Raw genomic sequence first — 23,892 nt, 5'->3', positions numbered from 1 at the left:
TTCTGTTTGTTTTGTTCGAACTAAAAACGCGCCACGCCATAGGCATTCGGTCGCAGCGGACGCTGCTCGGCTTCGCGGCATACCGACAAAGCGGTTGCCAGCACCCGGCGGGTGTCTCGGGGGTCGATCAGACCGTCATCCCACAATCGCGCAGTACCAAACAAAGCGGTTGAGCCATCTTCCAGCTTTTTAGCAGTAGCCTGTTCCAGAAAATCGAGGGTCTTTTCGTCTGGTTCTTTGCCGCTCTTGCGTTGCTTTTCTTCCGCCACAATGCGCAGCACCTTGCCCGCTTGTGCCGGGCCCATTACAGCGGTACGGCTGTTGGGCCAGGCGAAGATGAATCTTGGGTCCAGGCCACGGCCGCACATGGCATAGTTGCCGGCGCCGTAAGAGCCACCTACGACAACGGCAATCTTGGCTACGCGGCAATTGGCGACGGCCTGAAGCATTTTGGAGCCGTGCTTGATGATGCCGTTCTGCTCGGAATGAGTGCCTACCATGAAGCCGGTGGTGTTATGCAGAAATACGATGGGCGTGCCGGCCTGGTCGCACAATTGAATAAATTGTGCCGCCTTAGTGGCACCCGCTGTGGTGATGGGGCCGTTATTGCCGATCACGCCTACGCTGTGGCCTTCGATGCGGATGGTGCCGCAGACGGTCTGGTTGTCGTACTCGTTCTTGAAGTCCAGAAAACGGGAGCCGTCAGCAATGCGTGCGATGATCTCGCGCACGTCATACGGCTTTTTGGCATCTGCCGGAATAACGCCGACAAGCTCGTCGGCTGGGTATAACGGCTCGTCCCAGGCCACCTCTCGCTGCACCGGGAGTTGCTCATTCCAGGGCAGTGCACCCAGAATTTCCCGAGCCTGGCGAATGCCATCGGCGTCGTCCTCCGCAAGATACTCTGCAGTACCTGCAACGGTGGCGTGCATTTCCGCGCCGCCGAGTTCCTCGTCGTTTGCGATTTCGCCAGTCGCCGCTTTCAGCAGGGGAGGGCCGGCAAGAAACATCTTGGTTTTGTCGCGAACCGTAATGACGTAATCCGATAAGCCGGGCTGGTACGCACCACCTGCCGTGGCGTTACCGTGCACAACGGTGACTTGCGGAATGCCCGCCGCGGACAGCCGGGCCTGGTTGGCAAAGCCCCGGGCACCCGGCACGAAAATGTCCGTTGCGTAGTTCAGGTTGGCGCCGCCGGATTCGGACAGGGACACGATGGGGAGTTTGTTTTCCTTGGCGATCTGGTGCAGGCGTAAAGTCTTATCCAGCCCCGCAGGCGTGATGGTGCCGCCCTTGATCGCGCTGTTGCTCGCGACCACCAGACATCGAATACCCGCCACCCGACCAATGCCGGCAATGATACCGCCGCCGGCCATGGAGCCATCTTTGTCATCGTGCATCTGATAGCCCGCCAGTGAACAGAGCTCCAAAAATTCACTGCCGCGATCCAGTAGACGGTTGATGCGGTCGCGAGGAAGCAGCTTGCCGCGCTTGGTGAACTTTTCCCGAGCGGCTTCCGCCAGATCCAAGACCTTTTGCTCGACATCGCGGAAGGTTTTGATATGGGCTTCCATGGCCTGAGCGTTAGCCTGGAACTCGCTGGACTGGGGGGTAATCATTGACTCTAGCGTTTGCATGTATCCGTCCTCAGTCTTCCGACAAAACCTTGGGTGTGACTGCGCGGTGAAAGCCGTTGTATGCCTCGTTGTTCTTGGCCTTAGGCATTGGCCAAATCCGGCCACCTTGGGAGCCGCCACCGTCGATGCGCCAGCAGTCGCCGCTGATAAACGCCGCACCTTCACAAAGCAAGAAACAAATGACCGAGCTGACCTCCGACTCTGTTCCCATCCGCTTAATGGGGACTGCATCGGCCAGGCTGCGAATCCATGACTTCATGTGCGCGGGGTAGTTATCCATGCCGCTCGACGCAATCCAGCCGGGAGCAACCGCATTCACCCGAACGCCAGACGGGGCCCATTCCACAGCCGCAGTTTGGGTGAAATTCACCATGCCGGCCCGTGCTGCGCCGGAATGCCCCATGCCCGGCATACCGCCCCACATATCCGCGACAATGTTGACAATAGAACCGCCGGTTTTGCTGAGGGCCTGGGTGTAGGCTTCGCGCGCCATCAAAAAACCGCCGGTCAGATTCGTCCGCACCACCGTTTCCCAGCCCTTTTGATTAATACCGGTCAGTGGCGAGGCAAACTGCCCACCAGCGTTGTTCACCAGCCCGTCTAACCGGCCGTGCTCGGCAATGATGGTCTTAACCGTGGCTTGTACAGACTCTTCCTCGCGAATGTCGCAGGAATGAGCGCTGGCAACGCCGCCGTCTTCTTCGATTTCCGCTTTAACAGCATCGACCTTTTCCTGCTTGCGGCCGACGAGCGCGACCCGGGCGCCGAGCGCCGCCAGTTCGTGAGCGGTACAGCGGCCAATACCAGAGCCACCACCGGTGACGATGAACACTTGTCCTTCAAACAACCCTGGCCGTAAAACGGATTGGTAACTCATATGCAATTTCCTGTTTCAACCTGATGAATCCAAGTACAACGTTTGGGCGCCTCGCCGGAGGAGGACTGTGCAAAAATGTGCGGAGCCATGGATGGCGGAGCCCAAGCGCCACATGGATGTGCCGAAGGAGCGTTTTTTGAACAGTCCTCCTCCGGCGGGGTGCTTGCACCGAACTAAGACTCAAAAAGTTGCGATGGCACCGGCACTGGAAACTCCAGAAGCTGCTGCGCAAACGCCTTGCCTTGCGGGTCAATCCGCAAGCTGGCGATACCACCACCACCCAAACTGTGCTCCAGCAGGAAGTTAAACGCATTCAGCCCCGGCAGCGCCCAACGAGTCACCTTGCCCGACTCCGGATTCAGCGTATGTGCCATCCACTCGGCGACTGCGTTCTCGGTTAGCGCGGCCTGAATGTACGGAACAAATTCGGCCTCTCGTGCGATCACACCAATATTGCTGTGATCGCCCTTGTCGCCCGAACGAGCCCAAGCCAACCGAACCAGCGGTACCGTCGTATCCGTGGCAACCTCGGCGCTGGCTTCTGACAGGTTTTTTAACTGTGTCGGGTCAAAACCGCCCTCGCAGGCAATATCGATCGGCATCGTCTCACCACCGATATCCACCGACACAGCCACCTCGGATTTCGGCACCAAACATGAGTACAGGCGAATTTTCGGGAAAACCGAGGGCCGGCCGCCGACAATGCCGGTCAGGCCCGGAACCATGCCGGTCGCGGCTTGTGCAATTTCTCTTGAAAACAGCACCAAGGCTTCCTTTTTGGGGTGGGCGGTAGCAATTTTGACAATCACTTCACGAGTGTCGCTGCGGCGGCCGTGGGGGCCGTAAGTCGCCTCGGTGCCCAAAAGCTCGATGCTGGTTTCCGAATAGTCTGGTAAACCTTTGTCGCTGAACATGGCCGATGTTTTGGCCAGAATAGCTTCCGCCACTTTTTGAGCTTTGGCGGGTGAGTCTATGCCGCCAAGCATGAATGAAACAGTACATTTGAAACCGTCAGGCCAGGTGCCGGAGACCTTATAGCTGTCAGTGGGGGCGTGGCCGGTCGCGCCCGAAACGTGAACCCGGTTCGGTGCAATTTCATCAAGCCTGACCTGGGTGAAATCACAGGTAACATCGGGCAGGAGGTACGCTCTTGGATCGCCGATTTCATACACCAGCTGTTCGCCAACCGTACCCCGGCTCACCAAACCGCCAGTGTTGTCGGGTTTGGTCATCACAAAGTCGCCGGAAGCGCTGACTTCGGCAATCGGGAAGCCCATATTGGTAAACCCGTCTGCTACGGCTTCCCAGTCGGTGAAGTTGCCACCCGTCGATTGAGCGCCGCATTCCAGCAGGTGCCCGGCAAGACTGCCTTGGGCCAGCTTGTCGTAGTCATTCCATTGCCAGCCAAATTCATGCACCAGCGGCGCCAAAACCAATGCGCTGTCGGCCACGCGCCCGGTCAGAACAATGTCGGCGCCTTGGTCCAAGGCAGCGGCCAGGCCCGGTGCACCAAGATAAGCGTTCAGGCTCACCATCATGGCCGGGAAGGGCTGACCGGTGGTCATTTCGGTAATGCCATCATCCGCCAGTTTCTTCTTTTTGGTGATCAGGTCGTCACCCAGTACCAGGGCGATTTTCAGATCCACGCCGGCTTTTTCACACAACGCCTGCAGCGCATCCCGACAGGCCAGAGGGTTAACGCCGCCGGCGTTGGCCAGAACCCGTATCCCTTTTGCTTTGATGTCGGCAAGCAGAGGCCCCATGACCGTTTGTACGAAATCCCGGGCGTATCCTTGAGACGGGTCTTTCATCTTTTGGCCGGCCATGATCGACATGGTTACTTCGGCAAGGTAGTCGGCGACCAGGTAATCGATGTTGCCCTGGTGCACCAGCTGGGCGGCGGCGGTTTCGGTATCACCCCAGAATGCCGAAGAACAGCCGATTCGGATGGTTTTATTGGCTTCTGACATGTTGTTTGCCCCGTTTTCATTGGCGTCGGATGATGGATCTTGATCGATTAACTTCGACATTACCAAGCAAGCGCTTGGTTTGTAAATAGGCGGGAGTCAGGTAAAATAGGTCAACCTTTCTCGCAGTTGGATATTCTTGTGAAGCACAGCGATATTTTTCAGGCACTTATTCAAGATCAGTTGGTTTCCGATCCCACGAGTGCGCGTGGGCGGTTGCTGGCTGAAGCCGCAACCTTGTTTCGGGATAAAGGGTATGAACGCACTACTGTGAGGGATCTGGCTGCGGCAGTGGGTATTCAGTCCGGGAGTCTGTTTCATCATTTTCGGACCAAAGAAGAAATTCTGAAGGCGGTTATGGTGGAAACCATTCGGCTGAATACAGCTGTGATGCAGGCTGCGGTTGAACAAGAAGTTTCGGCCAAAGCCAAGTTGCGAGCACTGATTCGAGCCGAGCTTGAATCGATCAATGGCAAGACCGGTGAAGCCATGGCCGTTCTTGTCTATGAATGGCGGAGTTTGTCTGAGGCCTCTCAGACTGAAGTGCTGGCACTCAGGGATGTATATGAAGATCTGTGGTTGAAGGTGTTGCAGCAACTTAAAGGCGAGGGGCAGTTGACGGCGGATGTCTTTATTACTCGCCGGATGTTGACGGGTGCTTTAAGCTGGACCGTGACCTGGTACAAACCTGAGCGTGGTGGCTTGACCCTGGATGGCCTGACAGATCAGGTTATGGCGATGCTGGGCTTGGGTGTGACGGGAGATGTTTCGGCATAGCTGCGCTGGCCTGGAAAGGAGTCAGTTTTCTTCTGCGTTTTCCATAGTAGAAAAGTCCAATTTTTAAGTTTCTATACGTAATTGGCCTGATCGGCATAATATTTCGGCAAACAAGCCATTTCCGTTTGAGCTCTTTCCCCGCATCCTTCGTCCTGTGAATGAAAGTCTCCGGGATTTCGGTGATCTGGTTCACGGAACGTTGATAAATTGCATGCTAATCCGTGCATTAATGATCACGTCTAAAAAAACAAACATACAAAGTAAAGACAGGTCGCATTATGATCTCCTCTAAGCTCTCCCGGGCGTACCGTTTCTCGGCTCGTATGCCCAAACTGATTGCCGCAGGCTTGGTTCTGGTTCTTTCCGGTTGTACGGTTAACCCCATTTATCATACGACGGGTGTCGTGCTTTCCAGTTACTCAGAATCCGAGGCTACCCCTTACGTTATGCAGATGACCGACACGAAGATGGCGTGTGCATTAGGCGAAGGGATTGACCCGTTGCTGTACTCTTTCTCTCGAGTTGTGGACGCGCCTGATACCACTGGTTCATTGCTGATGCTGCTCGCTGGCAACTGCATGGAATACAGAGCCTGGGATGCAGAGTTGGATTACCTAAGGCACGATTACAGTGGCAACGTGCCTGCTGCTAAAGACGCCCGTGAAGTTTCAAAGCGTTTATACGCGCAAACAGCGGCCCGCCGATACGAATCTTTCCGACGCGCCATGGCTGCTTATGACTTTGACCCCGCGGCAGAGCCGATGGAGTGCCCGTTCCTGTTTACGGACCAGGATGAGATCACCTTCCTTGCCGGGTTGCTTACCGGTATGCAGGCTATCGTGAATGATGCCAACTCAGGCGCTATGGCGGGTGTTCCTCGCAATATCGCACCACAAGCTGAGCGTGCAGCACAGTGTGTTGATAACGAAAAATGGGGCGGCTTGCCGAATGCAGTGCGGGCTTTGGTGTGGTTGCTGCTTCCGGATACCCGCCCGGCCCTGTCTCCAGACCCATGGGTAGTGCTCGAGAATAGTGCTGACTTGGGTGTGAAAGCCGGCTTTAGAACATCCCACGCGCTGCAAATTGTCGCTGCAGAAACATTCGGTCGCCCAGATGTTCTTGCTGATGCGATTGCAGACTTTGCTGCCGCTGAGGAAGGGTTTGAGGTTCTCGAGGATTATGTGCTTCTCGATGAGGTTGCTCGCACGGTTGTCACCTTCTCTTCAGACAAACATTGGACCAAGAATTACGGCCACCGCACGCCGACCCGCTTTTTCGGCAAGATGAGCCCGAAGCGTGACACCAGCAATATTGAAACCATGAGTTTGGATGGGCTGCTGTAACCAGCAGCTTCATCGCCCCGCTTTACTTGCGTTTACAACCATAACAATGATGACCCGGAGGTTATTGTGATCCGTAAAACACTTGCAGCCCTTTCCATTGCAGCCGTTGCGCCCTTGGCGTCAGCACAGACTGCGACCATGTGCGTATTTGACGTTATCGGCGCCAACGGTGATGTTTATAACATGGTGAAAGATTTCGCCCTTGAGATGAAAACGCACGGTGTTGATTTCAACCTGAAACCCTATACCGATGAAGGCGTTGCAATCGGTGATTTTAACGCTGGCCAGTGTGACGCAGTGGCGGCGATGGATATCCGGACACGCCCGTTTAACCGCTTCACTGGAAGCATCAGTGCGGTAGGCGCGCTTCCGACCTATAAGGATCTGGAAACGCTGCTGGCAACGCTGGCGCAACCGAAAGCGGCTCCGTTGATGAAAGAAAACGGATACGAAGTTCTCGGCATCGTGCCGGGTGGTGCAGGTTATTTGTTCGTAAACGATCGAAGCATCGATACCGCAGCGGAGCTGGCCGGTAAGCGTGTGGCCACGCTTGACTACCAGAATGACGCCATTCACATGGTTAACTACGTGAAGGCAACGGTTGTTCCTTCCGACATCACCAACTTTGCCGGCAAATTCAACAACGGTTCGGTTGATACCGCTTACGCGCCGGCATTCGCCTATGAGGCACTGGAACTCTACAAGGGCATTGGCGATAAAGGCGGCATTGTTGATTACCCGTTGGCCCAGCTGACCATCCAGATTGTGGCCCGGGACGAAGTGCTGGACGACGCCACAGCGCAGAAGGCGCGTGAAGTGGCCTGGGGCATGTTTCCGCAAGCCATGAATATGATTTCCGGGCTTGAAGAAGCCATTCCTGACGACAAGTGGATCCGTATCCCTGAGAAGGACATCGTTGGGTACCAGGAAATGTTCCGGGAAAACCGTCTGGAAATGCGCGATGGTGTTAACGGCGCTCCGGTTGTCTACAGCCCGAAAATGCTCAGCCTGATGAGCAAGATTCGGTGTTCCAGCAATCCGGGCGCTTCAGAGTGCACCGCCGATAATCGCGAATAAACGGGGATCCCGATCATGAACTGGCGTGCAATGACTGCGACAGGCGTAAGGACACTGTATCCAGTGCACAGACTGCACGGGGTGATTCTCCTGCTGTTGCTCCTGGCGACTTTGTTGCTCGGGATGGGTAATTCGCTTCACTCCCGGCTGCTTTGGGTAGGCGAGCAAGTATGGCCGAATTACTATCTGCTGAACCCGGATGCGGTTGAGCCCAGTTGTAATCTGACCATGGATGTCGATCGGGAAGTAGAACGTCGGATTCAGGCCTACAAGCCTGATCCCGACGATCTCTTTAGTTCTCCGCCCAATGCTCAGGCTATCCGCCAATCGCTCGAAAGCAATCTGGCGCTTTGTGAACAGCGTCATGTGCAGTTTGCCGAGAATCAAAAGCATGCAACCTGGGCGCTGGGTGTCTTTAAGGACATCGAGCAAGGGTTGGCGGGTTTTCTGCTCAGTAATATCGATCTGACCAAGTTTTTGTTCATCGGTATGTTTGCGTTGGCAGCGGCCGTGTCGGCGTTGGATGCCGACCATATTGCTCTGAGGCTGCCTCGCAATCGTGCAGAGTGGCGTTTGAGTCAAGGTGCACAGTTTGTTGTAAACGGGCTGATGCTGCTGTCTCTTAATTCCTATCTTGGCAATCTGGAACGAACCCCGGATTCTGCCGGCGCCATGACGCTGCAATATGCCTGGGTGTTGGTGTTCGGCTTGTTCATGGTTATTAATGCGGTGCGATTTGTTTCGATTCCTAAACGGATCAAGTCGGGAAGCATGGATCTGGCCTCCGGCCTTGTGGTGCCGCTGTATTGCACCATGGGTTTGATTGCCATGAGTTATTTCTTCTTTGTCGATGGCTACGCGTCGGGCTTGGCGATCTACTTTGGCATGATGTCTAACCTGTCCTCGATGTTCATCAACATCGGCTTGTATGTGTTGGTCGGTATGATGCTGAAGCAAACGCGAGTGCCGGAACTGCTGTTGGGGCTGATAAAGCCATTCAACTTGCCGGCTCCGTTGTTGGCATCGGTGATTATCTTTGCCACCGCGTTCCCGACCGCATTCACGGGTGCCTCGGGCATCTTTATCCTTGCCGTTGGTGGTGTTGTGTATGACGAATTGCGCCGGGCCGGTGCGGGGCGTCAGTTGTCTCTTGCAACGACCGCTATGTCGGGCAGTTTGGGTGTGGTTCTGAACCCCTGCCTGTTGATTGTGGTGGTTGCCGCACTGAACAAAGAAGTGACCACGTCTGAAATGTATGGCTGGGGCTTCTGGGTGTTCATTATGTCGGCCAGCTTGTTCTCCTTTATCGTCTGTAAAACCGAGGGTAACTGGAAGCCGCGGCCTGCACCGGGTGCCTTGCGGGAATCCTTGCGGGCTACCAAACCGCTGTTTCCTTATATTGCCGTGGCAGCCGCCGTCATTCTTGGGATTTGGGCTGTTTTAGGGCTCAAGTTTAACGAATACAGCGCACCTTTGATTTTGCCGTTGGTGATGCTCGCCATCGTGATGCTGGATTCCAGCAAGACCCAAGACGACGCTCCGGCTCCGTCCCGGGTTCAGGAGTTCTTTGCGCGGAGCAGCTCTGCCGCTAGTGATTCGGCGGTTCACATTGGCGCCCTGTTGGCACTGATTGGCTTCTCGATCTGTTTAGGCGGGATTCTGGAGCGCTCGGATATCGTGCACTTCCTGTTCCCGGAAAGCCTCACCAGCCCCTGGGTGGCCATGTTGGTGATCGTGGTCATGCTGACCTTTATCGGTATGGTTATGGATCCGTTTGGTGCGGTCATTCTGGTGTCTGCAACCATTGCCCAGCCGGCGATTCAGATTGGTATTGATCCATTGCACTTCTGGATTGTGTGTCTGGTGGCCTTCGAGCTAGGTTACCTGAGCCCGCCGGTTGCGCTCAACCACCTGCTTACCCGGCAAGTGGTTGGTGAGTCGGAAGTGTTGGCCGCAGAGCGGACCGGGTCATTCTGGCACCGGTATGAGCGACTGCTTTTACCACTGGCGGTCATGTTGCCGACCCTGTTATTGGTGGCCTTTGTTCCGATGCTGTTTTACGCTTTATAAAAGCATCGGATTCAAAAACCCGCGAGAGTCCTGCTCCGCGGGTTTTTTGTTTTAGGGTCCGGCAATCTCTCGACGAATGGAGCGCCAGTGAGAGCTTTAATTGCGTTTTTCGTATTATCACCATGGATGGTGGTGCTGACCGGCTGCAGCGATTCAGGTCGTTCGGATGGCGAGGCATCCGAACGTCTGTCCAGCCCTTTGTCCGGCAGCATCGCGATAGAAGCGAACACCCGGATTGATCAGGACACCATGGATCAATTGGGCCGGGAAGGTGCAGCACCTGCCAATGCTGAACAAAAGTTACCGGCAAGTTTCGTCCTTGCCGGGTATGTAAGCCGCAACTCAGGCACGTATCCGGCGTTGGCCAGCGCATGCCAGCCGCAAAACTATGAAACTGACCTTATCGATACGTTTTCGGTGCCTATGGCCGCCGGTGAAACAATCGTGCTCAAGAGTTTCGGTACCTGCGGCACAGAAGTGGCTCTGGAGCTTCAGGTTGAAGGTTATCCGCCGGTCAGGACTGCTGGCGGGGATGAAACCGCGCAGTTTCGGCTGAACTCCGGGCCGGCAGACGACTATGAGGTGGTGGTTCGGAACGTTGGTAACCTGCCGGCACGCTATATGCTTTTGAAGACTGCCGGAACCAGCCAGCAAAATGCCGCCTACCAATGGCCGGACCACCGGTTTGTGGAAGGCGAAGCAATTGTCACATTGAAGGAGTCCGAGCTCGGGCAACCGTCGTCACTGAGCGCCCAAGCGCCAGGCACCGCTCGTAAACTAGGCTCGCGTACCTGGTTGCGCACGATGTCCGTCACGGCTCGTGCGCAGGATCGAGGTCGTCCAGCCCCGGATACGTTGGATTGGATTCGCTCGCTCAGACAGCAACCGGAAGTTGAATCCGCTGCACCCAATTACCGGATGCAGAGCCAGTCGCCAGTGGGTGAGCCTCTGTACGCTAAACAGTGGCATTACGACGTAATCAACGGCCCGGTAGCGTGGCAAATAGAGCCCAGCGGGGGCAGCGGCGTGGATGTTGCAGTGCTCGATACTGGCTTGTTCAGAGAGTCGGACGTCTCGGGCTGGCATCCGGATCTGAATCGTAATGTGGTGTCTGGTCGTGACTATGTCGACAACGATTTCGATCCCCGAGATCCCGGCAGCAGCGTCGGTGGCAACGTCTATCATGGTACTCACGTGGCGGGCACCATTGCCTCTGTGATCGATAACAAGGGCAGCGGCGGCGTAGCGTTCGGTGCCAGTTTGCTTCCGGTGCGCGTTCTGGGCGAGGGAGGTACAGGGTCGTCTGCTGATTTGATTGAAGCCATCGTTTGGTTGGTCAACGGCAGTGGCGGACAGCCGCCAAGGGCGCAGGTTGTTAATATGAGCCTGGGTGGTTTGCCAGAGATTCCTCAGTTGGAATCGGCCATTGCCGCGGGTGTGAACAAAGGCATGTTGTTTGTGGCGGCCGCAGGTAACGGGGCGACCACGGTAAAATCCTATCCGGCGGCCTCGAGCAACGTGCTTGCAGTGAGCGCGGTGGACGGTGCCCGGAACCTGGCTTCCTACTCGAACTACGGCAGTTGGATTGATTTGGCTGCACCGGGTGGCGACGCGGGGCGCGATGCCAATAACGATGGCGAAGCAGACCTTGTCTGGAGTACCAGTGCAGCGCTGAAGTCTGGCCGGTATCAACCGGATTATCGGGGCCTTCAGGGCACGTCCATGGCCGCGCCCCATGTTTCCGGAGTGTTGGCTATGATGAAAGCTCAAAAGCCCGATCTCGACTACGGCAATGTGAGGGCGCTGCTCGAGAGTGGCGAGTTGACCGAGTATTCCGGCAGCCGTTCGGATCAGCTGGGGTATGGCGTGCTCGATGCAGCCAAAGCCGTATCGGCGGCCAGCCAAGGGTTCGCCGGGCCGGTTTTGTCGGCGTCACCGGCTGTGGTGTCCTTGAGTAATGAAGGTGTCGAAACTCAGGTGGTTGAGCTTAATGTTTACGGTTCCGCACCGGTGACAGGTGCCTCGGTCGAATCTCATCCCGCCTGGTTGAGTGTGGAATCTGACTTTGCCGCGGAGCCTATTGTGCTCGATGTGGTTTTATTGCGAGATAAACTGACCCCCGATGTTCCCGCCAGAGGTGATATCGTGGTGGGCTACAACGTGAACAAGAAACTCCGTATACCGGTCATCGGTCAGCTCATTACTGATGAAAAAGCCCGGAATGCCGGCAAGCATTTCATATTATTGGTGGATACCGAGCCGAACCAGCAGGGCGTGTATCTGGCTGAGGCACAGGTGACTGCGACGGTGCAGGATGGGGAGTACTTGTTTCATTTTGAAGCCGATGATGGTGAGGAGCCTCGATCACTCAACGAGGTGACGCCAGGCGATTATTATCTGGTGGCTGGAACCGACATTGATGGTGACGGGTTTATCTGTCAGGCCGGAGAGGCTTGTGCGGAATACCCGGTTGCCGGTTTGCGAGAGGTGGTTACTGTACGGTCAGGGCAATCCATCAGCGATCTGCGAATGACCACCGGGTTTAGCCGCCCAACTATTTCTGCAGCCAGCCCAGGCGTTCTGCCAAGGCCCGGGTTTCAGGGCTACCGGCTAATCAACAGCACCGACAGGGCTGCTGTAACTAACTCACAGATAAAGGCATTGCAATGACTGTGTTTCCGATCAAAGTACTAACCGTACCCGCAATGGCGTTGGCTTTAGCCGGTTGCGCTGCCTCGGGAAATACCGCGCCTCAGCAGGATCCGCATGTGCGACAGGTAACTCAGTCTGCCCATTGTGGTTTGACCGGTCCGGGTGTGGCCTATGTGGATTCGCAGGAGGGGTTGGAGTCATTTCTGGAGGTGCGGGGCCAGAATATGTCGACGGGTGTGATCCGGCAGGTCGATTTGTCGCAAGAGCAACTCATCTTCGTAACGCTGGGCCAGAAACCGACAGCCGGCTATAGCCTCGGGCTGGCCGGTGTCAGTCAGGAAAAGAGCACGCTGAAACTGCATATGGACTTGAAAGCTCCGGAGCCGGGCACGATGGTGGCGCAGGTGATCACCTCGCCCTGTGTTGTGTTGGCGGCTGCCAGTGGCGACTGGGACCGGCTTGAGGTGACCGGCGTTACTGACCAGCCAATGGTAGAGCGCGTAAAGCGTTGAGCTCTGTTGCCTGCCCTATAAATCAATCGTTGATCTTTCAGCGCCAATCAATAAGCTATGGCGCAACGATCATTTTCGGAGTTATGCCCTTTCTATGAGCCAGCAACAATACAACGCCGATGCCATTGAAGTCCTTAGCGGCCTTGACCCGGTGCGAAAGCGCCCGGGAATGTATACCGATACATCAAGGCCAAACCATCTGGCGCAAGAGGTAATCGACAACAGTGTCGATGAGGCCTTGGCTGGGCATGCCCGCAAAATTGAGGTGATCCTGCACAGCGATAATTCGTTGAGCGTGGAAGACGATGGCCGGGGCATGCCGGTAGACATCCATAAAGAGGAAGGTGTGCCGGGTGTTGAGCTTATTCTTTCGCGCTTGCACGCGGGTGGTAAGTTCTCGGAAGGCAATTATAACTTCTCTGGCGGCCTGCACGGTGTGGGTGTGTCGGTGGTGAACGCGCTGTCGACGCTGCTTGAAGTCACCATACGCCGAGACAGCCAAGTCCATCGTATGACCTTCGAAAACGGTGAGAAAGCCACCGAGCTGGAAGTGATCGACACCGTGGGCAAACGCAACACGGGTACGCGGCTCCGGTTTTCACCGGACCCTAAGTATTTCGACAGTCCCAATTTCTCGGTGAGCCGCTTGCGCCATAATTTGCGCGCCAAAGCGGTGCTTTGCCCGGGCCTGACGGTAGTATTCGTACAGGAAAAAACCGGTGAGAAAGACGAATGGCTGTACGAAGACGGGCTGCGGGATTACCTGCGCACCGCATTGGCGGATATCGAAGCGGTGCCTCTGGACCCGTTTACCGGCAGTTTTTCCGGAAACCAGGAAGCGGTGGATTGGGCCATTCAGTGGTTGCCTGAAGGCGGCGATGCCGTTCAGGAGAGTTACGTTAACCTGATTCCGACCGCGCAGGGCGGCACCCACGTGAACGGGCTCCGGACCGGTATGCTGGAAGCCATGCGGGAGTTTTGTGAGTACCGTAATCTGCTGCCTCGCGGTGTTAAATTGTCTCCGGAAGATATCTGGGAGCGGGTTGCTTACGTACTGTCGTTCAAAATGCAGGAGCCGCAATTCTCCGGTCAGACCAAAGAACGCTTGTCTTCCCGTGAAGCTGCAGCGTTTGTCTCCGGTGTCGTGAAAGACGCGTTCAGTTTGTGGCTGAACCAGCATACCGATGTGGCCGAGGTGTTGGCCGAGCTCTTCATCAGCAATGCCCAACGCCGACTGCGAGCCAGCAAGAAGGTCGCCCGTAAAAAGGTTACGTCTGGCCCTGCGTTGCCGGGTAAGCTGGCAGACTGTTCGGGTACCGATTCCAACCGTTCCGAACTGTTCCTGGTCGAGGGTGACTCGGCCGGCGGCTCTGCCAAGCAAGCCCGTGATCGGGAATTTCAGGCGGTAATGCCGCTTCGAGGCAAGATACTGAACACCTGGGAGGTGGATTCCAGCGAGATTCTGGCCTCTCAGGAAGTCCATGATATTGCGGTGGCGATCGGTGTGGATCCTGGTTCCGACGATTTGGCCGGCCTGCGTTACAACAAGGTGTGCATCCTCGCCGATGCAGACTCCGACGGTCTGCACATCGCCACCCTGTTGTGCGCCTTGTTCGTGAAGCACTTCCGGCCGCTGGTCAGTGCCGGTCATGTCTTTGTTGCTATGCCACCGCTGTACCGGGTGGATCTGGGCAAGGAAACGTTCTACGCGCTGGACGAGCACGAAAAGCAAGGCATTATCGACCGCCTGGCGGCAGAAAACCGCCGGGGCAAGGTTCAGGTTACCCGCTTCAAGGGGTTGGGCGAAATGAATCCGCTGCAGCTACGGGAAACCACCATGGCTCCGGATACGCGGCGCCTGGTAATGCTTACTCTGGAAGAGGGCGACGATACCGACGAAGCGATGGATATGCTGCTGGGTAAGAAACGTGCCTCTGACCGCAAGGCCTGGCTCGAAGCCTACGGCAATATGGCCGATGTTGCAGGCTGATATTTCTTTCGGAGCTATTAAAAGGCCTCCTTATTCTTTTTAAGTTTTTGATAGGCTCGTTATCCTGTCTGTTTTCCGGGTGGAACAGACAGGCTTATGGAGTGGGAAGGCTGGTTTTCTCTATTTTTGGCAGGCGCGGCGCTGGCTTTGATGGTATCGGGTCGGTTTGCGCCGCATCTGGTGATGCTGGCAGTGCTGGTGTTGCTCAGCGCGACGGGCATTGTCAGCCATGAACAAGCGCTGATCGGATTTAGTAACCCGGGTCTGATCACAGTTGTTGCCTTGTTTGTTGTTGCCTCGGGTGTGCACCACTCTGGAGGCGTCGATCTTCTGGTGCGCTATATCCTTGGCAAGCCTAAAACTGTGCGGGCAGCTCAGGCCCGTATTGCCTTGCCGGTTACTCTGCTCAGTGGCTTTTTGAATAACACTCCGGTGGTTGCGACCATGATTCCGGCTGTCCATGCCTGGTCGCGCAAGATTGGTGTTGCGCCTTCCAAATTGATGATCCCCCTGAGCTATGCGGCCATTTTCGGCGGCACCCTGACCATGATTGGCACCAGTACCAACCTTGTGGTGAATGGTCAGTACCAACAGTTAACGGGCAGCGAAGGGTTCTCTATTTTCGCAATTACCCAAGTCGGCTTGCCGGTGGCGGCTATCGGAGTGTTGACGATGCTGTTGTTTCTGCCGCGATTTTTGCCTGAAAAAAAGGATCTGCAAAAGTTTGGTTCGGTCAAAGAATTTACCCTTGAGGTGGCGGTTGCTGCGAACGGGCCTTTGGTCGGCAAATCCGTCGGTGAGGCCGGCCTGAGGGAGCTGGAGCGGCTTTATCTGGTCGAAATCGAACGGGACGGCAGCGTCGTTACGGCTGTGCCTTCGGAAGAACGGTTGCGGGGCGGCGACCGGTTGGTGTTTGCCGGTGATACTCAGGCAATATCGGATTTGCTCCGGATCAATGGCATTGTGCCATCGGTTCATGATGATGAGCCTGCGCTCAGCAAGGATCGAGCGGAACGGCGGTTGGTTGAGGCGGTACTTTCGCCGCAGTGTGATGTGCTGGGGCAGACGATTCGTGATGCACGGGTCAGGGATCGTTACGGGGCCGTGGTGCTCGCGGTCGCCCGGGGTGGTGAAAGGGTGCCCGGAAATCTTGGGAATATACGCCTGCGTCCGGGTGATGTGTTGTTGCTTGAGGCTCGCCCGGCGTTTGTGAGTCGTCAGCGTTACAACAAAGATTTTCTTCTGATCAATGATCTGGAAACCGAGGCGCCGCGGCATGATCGAGCCTGGCTGTCCTGGTCGATTCTGCTCGTGCTCGTCGGGCTGGCGGCCTGTGGTGTAATGACCATGTTGAACGCCGCCCTGGTGGGGGCGTTCTTGATGATTGCAGCGGGTTGTTGTTCGGTGGGGCAGGCACAAAAGGCGGTCGATGTGCCGGTTGTACTGACCATTGCTTCCTCCTTTGCACTGGGAGGGGCGCTTGAGCAAACGGGCGCGGCGCAGTATTTGGCCGATTCGGTGCTCGGGTTGAGTCAGGGCAATCCGCTGGTGGTGCTGATTTTGGTGTATCTGGTGGTGTCGGTGCTGACTGAAGTCATTACCAATAATGCGGCGGCGGTGTTGATTGTGCCGGTTGTATTGTCGCTTACGCAGGCTATGGGAGTGGCAGAAGAGCCTTTTATCATCGCTGTGATGATGGCTGCGTCAGCCAGCTTTGCAACCCCTCTTGGCTATCAGACAAACATGATGGTATTCGGGCCCGGTGGCTATCGTTTTGTCGACTTTCTGCGGGTTGGGCTACCGATGAACGTTTTCATTGGCATGGTCGCGGTGAGCGTGATTGCGCTGATTTATAATTTCTGATTCTCGTTGCTCATGATGTCGCAACAGAGAACGTGCAGGCTGCCTTCGGCCTCATAGGCAAGAGACAGCGTGACGCACATGTTGGCGCCGGTAACGCACAGGTAGGGCGCTGTCACGTGTAGGCTTCCTGGCTGTTCAAGTGCTTTGTTCAGGTATTGTTGCCGGCACCAGTCTGCACTGGCGGTGTCTTCGAGCGGTTTGAAACGAGGATCCTGGTTGCGAGGGCTGCCATGGGGCAGGACCGTTTCGGTTATCTGAACCCCGTCGGCATCGACCAGATAGCAACGAGACACCACTGGGTGAGAAGTCAGATCAGCACAGGCCTGGCCAATGCGGGCGCCCTGCTGGAGCTGCTCGGTGGCCTGCCTGAAAGGTGTGGTGAAGTAGTTGACCAGCTGCCGTGTCGGGTCTTGTTTGACCTGTTTTCTTTGTTTGTATTCCGAAAGCAGGTTGTCCAGATCTGTAGGGGCTTGTGACATGGCTTCCAAATCGGTGCTCGGGCGCTGAAAGTAGAAGCCTTGAACGAAATCGACCCCCGCATCAATAGCGATCATGACCTGATCGCGTGTTTCAACCCCTTCCAACAGCACCAGACAGCCGGATTGACGCAGGAGCGATACGATGCCGTTAAGGATTTGTCGGGCACGGTGGTCGTCGACCGCTCGCATTAACAAAGACCGGTCTAATTTGACGATATCCGGCGACAGATTCCAGATACGTTCAAAGTTGGAGTGGCCCGCGCCAAAATCGTCGATCGCTGTGAGGCAGCCCAGTTTCCGGTAATAGGCGACGGTTTCTTTGAGCTTTTCGGCGTCGTCGGTGGGCTGTTCGACAATCTCCATGACGATTCGATGAGCGGGGAGTCCGGTTTTTTCAAGAATTTGGCCAAAAAACGAATCTGACTGGTTGCCATGGGTGACGACTCGCGGCGAAACGTTCAGGAACAGCCAGTTCAGCTGGTCTTTAATGCCGCTGTAGTTGCGAACATGCAGATACCGACAGAGTCGGTCGAGCAGCAGGTTTTCCGCGTGGGAAGAGGGAAGGTCAAACAAATGCGGCGGCAGAACGGCGGCATTGTCGTTGTCGAACGCCCGAATCAGAGCTTCATAGCCTACCGTACGTTTGTGAGCGATGCTGTAGATTGGTTGAAGGGCGGTATGCAGCGTCAGCCCACGGAAAGTCGCGGTCCAGGTATCGTTTTGCTGACTAAGCAATGGCGATAGCAGATCTGCTTCAGGAGCCGCAAGCATTTCGTTAAGGCTATAGGACATAGGTGTGTCTGGGTCGTTTAAAAGATACACACAGCTATCGAGCGCATGAGGGCTTTAGCTGAATAATCGCCAGAGTGCCTATATCCTTGGCACGATCCATTTTATTTCAATACGTTAGTTTTGGAAGGGTGCCAAAAATCGGAGCGGATTACCACCGGTTAATGTGTCCGGACGGAAACAGTTTGTGTTTTGCGGTAAGCGTGCGGTGGGTAGAACGAAGAATCCCGGCGTGGCCGGGATTCTTGAATGATTAGTTGTTGCTGGGGATGACTACGCTTTCGTCGAAATCGAGTTCCATATCGCTTTCCTCTGTCATTAACACCCCGATTCGGGGCAGTTCATAAGTTTGGTTAAAGTCTATCTCAGCGATAAATTTCGACAATCCGTAAAATCCCTATACGACCAAAGTGGCCGGGGCGATACCCTTAGGGTGGTATATCTTGTTCAAACAAACTGACCAATAAGAGCAAAATGTTTCGATTTTATTGGATTCAACAGAGCTATAGACTGCCGGGGTACACATCATGAAACGTGTTGGCCTCGCAGGACGAAACATTCAATGGGAGTGAGCATGGCGGTGCGAAATTCTGACGATCGGTATGGTTGGTTATCCATTTTGCTGCATTGGCTGGTTGCGGCTGCAGTCATCGGGCTGTTTGGACTGGGCTTCTGGATGGTTGACCTGTCGTACTACGACGAATGGTACCGACGAGGTCCCGATATTCATCGGTCGGTGGGTATTTTGCTGTTTGGTGCCATGCTGATTCGGGTACTTTGGCGCCTCGCTACGCCGTCGCCCAAGCCTTTGCCGGAGCACAGGCGCTGGGAAGTGGCGTCGGCCCATATGGCGCATGCTTTGCTTTATGTCCTGATCTTTGTTGCGATGGTCAGCGGCTATTTGATCTCGACTGCCGATGGTTCGGCCATTGATGTCTTCGGGTGGTTTCAGGTGCCCTCGATAACGGGGCGCGTGAAGGGGATGGAAGACACCGCCGGCTTGGTGCATTACTGGAGCACCTGGGCCCTGGTTGTGTTGGCCGCCGTTCATGCCCTGGGAGGGCTCAAGCACCACTTCATTGATAAGGATGCAACCTTACGACGAATGCTCGGTAAATCGTGAGTCGTCAAATTTAAGCAACGTGTAATATCAAAGCGAAATAAGGAGAGCTTTATGAAAAAACTGATACTTGCTTCTGCCGTCTCGATGGCTGTAATGACGTCAGCCCACGCTGATGACCACAGCGGCACCTACGCGTTTGACACGAAAGGTGCGCATCAGTTTATCACCTTCAAAATCTCTCACCTGGGTTACAGCTGGCTGTATGGGCGTTTTAACGATTTTGATGGTCAGTTTGTTTACGATGCCGAAAACCCCGAAAACAGTTCAGTATCAGTGACCATCGACACCGCGAGCGTCGACAGTAATCACGCAGAACGTGACAAGCACTTGCGTAGCGATGATTTCCTGGCCGTAAACGAGTTCGGTGAAGCGACGTTCAAAAGCAAGCGTGTCGTGATGGATGACGATGGCGAAGCCGATATCATCGGTGATCTGACTCTTCGGGGCGTAACTCGTGAAGTGACCCTTGAGGCCGAGATGTTGGGGCACGGTAAGGACCCCTGGGGTGGCTACCGGATGGGCTTTGAAGCCGAAACCGAAATCAAACTGAAGGATTTCGGCATTCCGATGGATCTCGGCAAGGCCTCTGAAACCGTTGAGATCGAAATTTCAGTAGAAGGTATTCGTCAGTAAGTTCTGCAGTCGTTAGTCTGAGGTTCCGAGCTGTCGGACCCTCAGGCTAATTTCCCTTCGGCGATTCCATCGCCATTGTTCCTTTTGGTGTGGGGAGTTAGTGGTTCTCTGGTCGCTCGTTTGCTTTGCAAAGATGGCGCTGACGAAGAAACTGAGCCACAAAAATAACAACCCAGATGATCAGCCCAGCCCAGAGATAGGGGGCTGGAAGTTGAAACGTGCCACTGATGGCAAACTCCACCAACAGCATCAGAACAACCGCAAGAGTCGCATTCACCAGAGCCGTTATCATGGCGTGCCCGCAGGCTTTAAGATTGGGAATCATAGGTTTCCGCTTGCTCAGAGATAAGACGGCAATCTAACTAGAGCAGCGAGAATACGGCGCACCTTACAGACTCTCCATGCGGGAATTCCGCTATTGGAAATTGGTGTATCGCGGCTGGCGTCCATATAATGTGGGCCACATTTCCCGGTGTCTCCTTCGGGTAACGAATCGACATTTCAAATCAGGCAGTTAAGGCAAAGGGGCGTTCATGCCAGAGTTTCAGACGACCGATGAAGGTTTCGAGCGGGTAGCGCTACGCGATTATACCGAGAAAGCCTACCTCGACTATTCCATGTACGTAATCCTCGACAGAGCCTTGCCCAACGTAGGCGATGGGCTCAAGCCGGTTCAGCGGCGGATTGTGTACGCCATGTCCGAGCTGGGTCTGAAATCCACCTCCAAGTACAAGAAGTCGGCTCGAACCGTGGGTGACGTTCTGGGTAAGTTCCACCCGCATGGCGACAGCGCGTGTTATGAAGCTATGGTGCTGATGGCCCAGCCGTTTTCTTACCGCTATCCGTTGGTAGACGGGCAAGGTAACTGGGGGTCGCCGGATGACCCCAAATCGTTTGCTGCCATGCGTTACACCGAATCTCGCCTTGCTCGTTTTTCCGATGTGCTGTTGAGCGAACTGGGGCAGGGCACCGTAGATTGGGTGCCGAACTTTGACGGCACCATGGAGGAACCTTCTGTTTTACCGGCACGATTACCGCACGTGTTGCTGAACGGCACAACCGGTATTGCGGTGGGTATGGCCACCGACATTCCTCCCCACAACGTGCGGGAGATCACTGCCGCCTGTATCCGTTTGCTGGATGAGCCCGAGGCCACCGTCGATCAGCTGTGCGAGCATGTCAAAGGCCCGGACTTCCCGACCCGCGCCGAGATCATTACCCCTCGCAACGATCTTCGCAAAATGTATGAAACAGGGCGGGGCTCACTGAGAATGAGGGCTCGCTGGGTCAAAGAAAGCGGCGAGATCGTGGTGACCGACTTGCCGCATCAGGTATCCGGCAACCGGGTTCTCGAGCAGATTGCCCAGCAGATGCAAACCAAAAAGCTGCCGATGGTGGCGGATCTGCGTGATGAGTCGGACCACGAAAACCCGACTCGGTTGGTGATTGTGCCGAGATCGAATCGCGTCGATCTGGAAGGTCTGATGGCGCATCTGTTTGCCAGTACCGACCTTGAGAAAACCTACCGGGTAAACATCAATGTGATCGGCAATGATGGCCGCCCCGGAGTAAAAGGGCTGCACCAGATGTTGACGGAATGGTTGGCGTTCCGGAAAACCACGGTGACACGCCGTTTGCAGCATCGTTTGGACAAAGTTCTCGCGCGCCTGCATCTGCTGGAAGGCTTGTTGATTGCCTATCTCAACATTGATGAGGTGATCGAGATTATCCGCACGGAAGATAAGCCGAAAGTGGAGCTGATGGCCCGCTTTGGTTTGTCACCGGAGCAGGCGGAAGCGATTCTGGAGCTGAAATTACGCCACCTGGCCAAGCTGGAAGAAATGAAAATCCGCGGCGAGCAGGATGAACTGGCTCTGGAGCGTGATGAGCTTCAGGCGATTCTCGGCTCTGAAGAGCGGATGCGGGAGTTGATCAAAACCGAGCTTCAACAAGATGCGGAAACCTACGGCGACGACCGCCGCTCCCCTATTGTCGAGCGTGAAGAAGCCAAAGCTTTCAGTGAAACCGACCTGGTGTCCAACGATCCGGTGACGGTGGTGCTGTCCGAGAAAGGCTGGGTGAGAGCCGCAAAAGGGCACGATATCGACCCGTCCGGTTTGAGCTACAAGTCCGGCGACCGTTTTTCGCTGGCCGCCAAAGGCCGCAATAATCAACAAGCCATCTTCCTGGATTCCACCGGGCGGGCGTACGCCTTGATGGCCCATTCGTTGCCCTCGGCACGAGGCCAGGGGGATCCGTTAACCGGTCGAATTAACCCGCCATCGGGGGCTACCTTCTCTGGCTTGCTGATGGGCAATCCCGAGCGTAAAGCGCTGCTGGTGACTGACGCCGGCTATGGTTTTGTGACCTCACTCGGAGACATGATCAGTAAAAACAGGGCGGGTAAAGCCGTGGTGACGGTGCCGAAGGGCGCTAAAATCATGCCGCCGGTGACGGTGCCGGAGACCGCCTCAACCTTGTATCTTGCGGCTATTTCCAACGAAGGCCGAATGCTGGTGTTTCCGCTCAACGAGCTGCCGGAACTGGCGAAAGGAAAGGGCAACAAGATCATCAGCATTCCCTCCGCGCGAGTACAGAACCGGGAGGAATTTGTGGTCGCTGTCGCGGTGTTTGGTGAAGAGGACCAGCTGGAAATCCGGGCCGGAAAGCGCAAACTGGGTTTGAAGTTTAGTGACCTGGAGCATTATCTCGGTGAGCGTGGTCGCCGAGGCCATAAATTGCCCCGCGGGCTGCAGCGCGTGGACGGTATTGATGTCATTCCCTCCGCCGCCAGGGCCGAGGAAGAGGAGAGTGTAGACAGTGAGTGAGCTGGTATTGGTGAACGTATCCGGGCGAGATAAGCCCGGGCTGACCTCGGAAATAACGGGGATCATGGGGCAATACGATGTGCGCATTCTCGATATCGGTCAGGCCGTCATTCACGATTATTTGACCTGGGGCATCTTGATCGAGATTCCGGACGCGTCTAAGTCTTCTCCGGTTATCCGCGATATTTTGTTTCGGTTGCATGCGCTGGATTTGCAGGTGCGCTTTGCGCCGATCACCGTTGAGGAATACGAATCCTGGGCTGAAGGCAGAAACCGTGCCTGTTACATCGTTACGCTGTTGTCTCGGGACATCAAGGCAGAACAAATTGCCAGAGTGTCCGAGATTACCGCTCGCCACGGTCTGAATATCGACAACATCACCCGCTTGTCGGCGCGCCCGTCTTTGAAGGCATCGGAAAACCGGATCGCTTGTGTCGAATTTTCAGTGCGCGGAACGCCGCTGGATCTGGAGCAATTGCGCGCTGACTTTTTGCACATTGCCGGCGAGATGAACGTAGACATCGCGTTTCAGGCCGATTCGATTTTCCGTCGTAACCGTCGGTTAGTGGTGTTCGACATGGACTCGACCCTGATTGAAGCGGAAGTGATCGATGAACTGGCTCTGGAAGCGGGTGTCGGTGACCGTGTTGCCGAGATCACTGAAAGGGCCATGCAGGGCGAGCTGGACTTCAGTCAAAGTTTTGCCGAACGCTTGTCGCTGCTGAAGGGCTTGGACGAGTCGGTGCTTGAGGGCGTCGCTAACCGCCTTCGGATGACGGAAGGGGCAGAGCACCTGATTCGCAGTTTGAAGGCGCTAGGCTACCGCACAGCCATTCTGTCGGGTGGTTTCACCTACTTTGCTCGCCATTTGCAGAACAAGCTCGGCATCGATTACGTTTACGCCAACGAATTGGAAATCGTCGATGGCAAAGTGACCGGTGAGGTAAAGGGACAAATTGTCGATGGTCAGCGCAAAGCGCAGCTGCTGCTCGAGATCGCCGAGAAGGAACACATCGCCAGAGAGCAGGTGATTGCCGTGGGGGATGGTGCAAATGATTTGCCGATGCTGAGCCAGGCGGGTCTGGGCGTGGCATTCCGGGCGAAACCCTTGGTGAAAGAATCGGCCAAGCACTCGATCTCCACGCTGGGGTTAGACGCCATTTTGTATCTGATCGGGTTCCGTGAGAGCGAGACTAACCAGATGCTGTAAGGGTGCCTGCAGTGATTGAAAAAGGGGTGGAGATTGGTTTCTCCACCCCTTTTTTGCGTCGCTGG

Annotated in this window: 17 protein-coding genes; 12 read left to right on the top strand and 5 right to left on the bottom strand. The window is 55.5% G+C overall.

The genetic code is table 11. The features are described 5' to 3' along the window. Positions 1-20: 20 nt before the first annotated feature. The 3 genes from Q9245_RS04520 to Q9245_RS04510 form a co-directional block, all read right to left on the bottom strand. Positions 21-1,637 (bottom strand): acyl-CoA carboxylase subunit beta, encoded by a 1,617-nt coding sequence (locus Q9245_RS04520; RefSeq protein WP_305896035.1) that lies wholly within the window; start codon positions 1,635-1,637, stop codon positions 21-23. Positions 1,638-1,647: 10 nt separating this feature from the next. After that, positions 1,648-2,514, bottom strand: coding sequence for an SDR family oxidoreductase (locus tag Q9245_RS04515; RefSeq protein WP_305896034.1), 867 nt, complete (start codon positions 2,512-2,514; stop codon positions 1,648-1,650). A gap of 173 nt (positions 2,515-2,687) precedes the next feature. After that, positions 2,688-4,484 (bottom strand): acyclic terpene utilization AtuA family protein, encoded by a 1,797-nt coding sequence (locus Q9245_RS04510; protein WP_305897173.1) that lies wholly within the window; start codon positions 4,482-4,484, stop codon positions 2,688-2,690. 138 nt (positions 4,485-4,622) lie between these two features. On the opposite strand from Q9245_RS04510, the gene Q9245_RS04505 reads away from it, so the two are divergent. The 8 genes from Q9245_RS04505 (at position 4,623) to Q9245_RS04470 (ending at position 16,765) form a co-directional block, all read left to right on the top strand. Further along, on the top strand, positions 4,623-5,258 hold the full coding sequence (locus Q9245_RS04505) for a TetR/AcrR family transcriptional regulator (RefSeq protein WP_371824783.1): 636 nt from the start codon (positions 4,623-4,625) through the stop codon (positions 5,256-5,258). Between the two features lie 278 nt (positions 5,259-5,536). Beyond that, positions 5,537-6,601 (top strand): hypothetical protein, encoded by a 1,065-nt coding sequence (locus Q9245_RS04500; RefSeq protein ID WP_305896033.1) that lies wholly within the window; start codon positions 5,537-5,539, stop codon positions 6,599-6,601. A gap of 66 nt (positions 6,602-6,667) precedes the next feature. After that, complete coding sequence (locus Q9245_RS04495) at positions 6,668-7,678, top strand: putative solute-binding protein (protein ID WP_305896032.1); 1,011 nt, start codon at positions 6,668-6,670, stop codon at positions 7,676-7,678. Positions 7,679-7,693: 15 nt separating this feature from the next. Beyond that, positions 7,694-9,748 (top strand): TRAP transporter large permease subunit, encoded by a 2,055-nt coding sequence (locus Q9245_RS04490; RefSeq protein ID WP_305896031.1) that lies wholly within the window; start codon positions 7,694-7,696, stop codon positions 9,746-9,748. A gap of 87 nt (positions 9,749-9,835) precedes the next feature. Next, positions 9,836-12,418 carry a S8 family serine peptidase gene (locus tag Q9245_RS04485; RefSeq protein WP_305896030.1) on the top strand — a complete coding sequence of 861 codons (2,583 nt, stop codon included), beginning with the start codon at positions 9,836-9,838 and terminating at the stop codon, positions 12,416-12,418. Further along, positions 12,415-12,912, top strand: coding sequence for a protease complex subunit PrcB family protein (locus Q9245_RS04480; protein WP_305896029.1), 498 nt, complete (start codon positions 12,415-12,417; stop codon positions 12,910-12,912). The genes Q9245_RS04485 and Q9245_RS04480 overlap by 4 nt, the downstream gene beginning before the upstream one ends. A 94-nt stretch (positions 12,913-13,006) precedes the next feature. Then, positions 13,007-14,902 (top strand): DNA topoisomerase IV subunit B, encoded by a 1,896-nt coding sequence (gene parE, locus Q9245_RS04475; RefSeq protein ID WP_305896028.1) that lies wholly within the window; start codon positions 13,007-13,009, stop codon positions 14,900-14,902. A 96-nt stretch (positions 14,903-14,998) separates the two neighbouring features. Further along, on the top strand, positions 14,999-16,765 hold the full coding sequence (locus Q9245_RS04470; RefSeq protein ID WP_305896027.1) for an SLC13 family permease: 1,767 nt from the start codon (positions 14,999-15,001) through the stop codon (positions 16,763-16,765). On the opposite strand, the gene Q9245_RS04465 is transcribed toward Q9245_RS04470, so the two are convergent. Continuing rightward, positions 16,753-18,036, bottom strand: coding sequence for an EAL domain-containing protein (locus Q9245_RS04465; RefSeq protein WP_305896026.1), 1,284 nt, complete (start codon positions 18,034-18,036; stop codon positions 16,753-16,755). The two genes, Q9245_RS04470 and Q9245_RS04465, sit on opposite strands and share 13 nt — an antisense overlap. 571 nt (positions 18,037-18,607) lie before the next feature. Between Q9245_RS04465 and Q9245_RS04460 the strand changes: the two genes are divergently transcribed. After that, positions 18,608-19,156 (top strand): cytochrome b, encoded by a 549-nt coding sequence (locus Q9245_RS04460; RefSeq protein WP_305896025.1) that lies wholly within the window; start codon positions 18,608-18,610, stop codon positions 19,154-19,156. Positions 19,157-19,207: 51 nt separating this feature from the next. Continuing rightward, the gene (locus tag Q9245_RS04455) at positions 19,208-19,789 is read left to right on the top strand and encodes a YceI family protein (protein ID WP_305896024.1); all 582 of its coding nucleotides are present in this window, start codon (positions 19,208-19,210) and stop codon (positions 19,787-19,789) included. A gap of 97 nt (positions 19,790-19,886) precedes the next feature. On the opposite strand, the gene Q9245_RS04450 is transcribed toward Q9245_RS04455, so the two are convergent. Beyond that, positions 19,887-20,114: a hypothetical protein gene (locus Q9245_RS04450; protein WP_305896023.1), complete on the bottom strand. Its 228-nt coding sequence runs from the start codon at positions 20,112-20,114 to the stop codon at positions 19,887-19,889. A gap of 208 nt (positions 20,115-20,322) precedes the next feature. Here Q9245_RS04450 and parC point away from each other — a divergent pair, with 208 nt between their 5' ends. Both parC and serB read left to right on the top strand, forming a co-directional pair. Then, positions 20,323-22,617: a DNA topoisomerase IV subunit A gene (gene parC / locus Q9245_RS04445; RefSeq protein ID WP_305896022.1), complete on the top strand. Its 2,295-nt coding sequence runs from the start codon at positions 20,323-20,325 to the stop codon at positions 22,615-22,617. Continuing rightward, complete coding sequence (serB, locus tag Q9245_RS04440) at positions 22,610-23,827, top strand: phosphoserine phosphatase SerB (protein WP_305896021.1); 1,218 nt, start codon at positions 22,610-22,612, stop codon at positions 23,825-23,827. Before parC ends, serB begins: the two co-directional genes overlap by 8 nt. Positions 23,828-23,892: the final 65 nt, after the last annotated feature.

It is taken from the genome of Marinobacter sp. MDS2 (assembly GCF_030718085.1).
Taxonomy (GTDB): Bacteria; Pseudomonadota; Gammaproteobacteria; order Pseudomonadales; family Oleiphilaceae; genus Marinobacter.
The sequence above is the reverse complement of the archived record's forward strand: the minus strand, read 5'-3'. Positions and strand labels throughout refer to the sequence as shown.

Bases quoted from the DNA above. Each gene is read 5' to 3' on its own strand.
- Q9245_RS04470 (WP_305896027.1), top strand. From the start codon at position 14,999: ATGGAGTGGGAAGGCTGGTTTTCTCTATTTTTGGCAGGCGCGGCGCTG.
- parC (WP_305896022.1), top strand. From the start codon at position 20,323: ATGCCAGAGTTTCAGACGACCGATGAAGGTTTCGAGCGGGTAGCGCTA.
- Q9245_RS04465 (WP_305896026.1), bottom strand. From the start codon at position 18,036: ATGTCCTATAGCCTTAACGAAATGCTTGCGGCTCCTGAAGCAGATCTG.
- parE (WP_305896028.1), top strand. From the start codon at position 13,007: ATGAGCCAGCAACAATACAACGCCGATGCCATTGAAGTCCTTAGCGGC.
- Q9245_RS04490 (WP_305896031.1), top strand. From the start codon at position 7,694: ATGAACTGGCGTGCAATGACTGCGACAGGCGTAAGGACACTGTATCCA.
- Q9245_RS04455 (WP_305896024.1), top strand. From the start codon at position 19,208: ATGAAAAAACTGATACTTGCTTCTGCCGTCTCGATGGCTGTAATGACG.
- Q9245_RS04515 (WP_305896034.1), bottom strand. From the start codon at position 2,514: ATGAGTTACCAATCCGTTTTACGGCCAGGGTTGTTTGAAGGACAAGTG.
- Q9245_RS04520 (WP_305896035.1), bottom strand. From the start codon at position 1,637: ATGCAAACGCTAGAGTCAATGATTACCCCCCAGTCCAGCGAGTTCCAG.
- Q9245_RS04480 (WP_305896029.1), top strand. From the start codon at position 12,415: ATGACTGTGTTTCCGATCAAAGTACTAACCGTACCCGCAATGGCGTTG.
- Q9245_RS04460 (WP_305896025.1), top strand. From the start codon at position 18,608: ATGGCGGTGCGAAATTCTGACGATCGGTATGGTTGGTTATCCATTTTG.
- Q9245_RS04450 (WP_305896023.1), bottom strand. From the start codon at position 20,114: ATGATTCCCAATCTTAAAGCCTGCGGGCACGCCATGATAACGGCTCTG.
- Q9245_RS04510 (WP_305897173.1), bottom strand. From the start codon at position 4,484: ATGTCAGAAGCCAATAAAACCATCCGAATCGGCTGTTCTTCGGCATTC.
- Q9245_RS04500 (WP_305896033.1), top strand. From the start codon at position 5,537: ATGATCTCCTCTAAGCTCTCCCGGGCGTACCGTTTCTCGGCTCGTATG.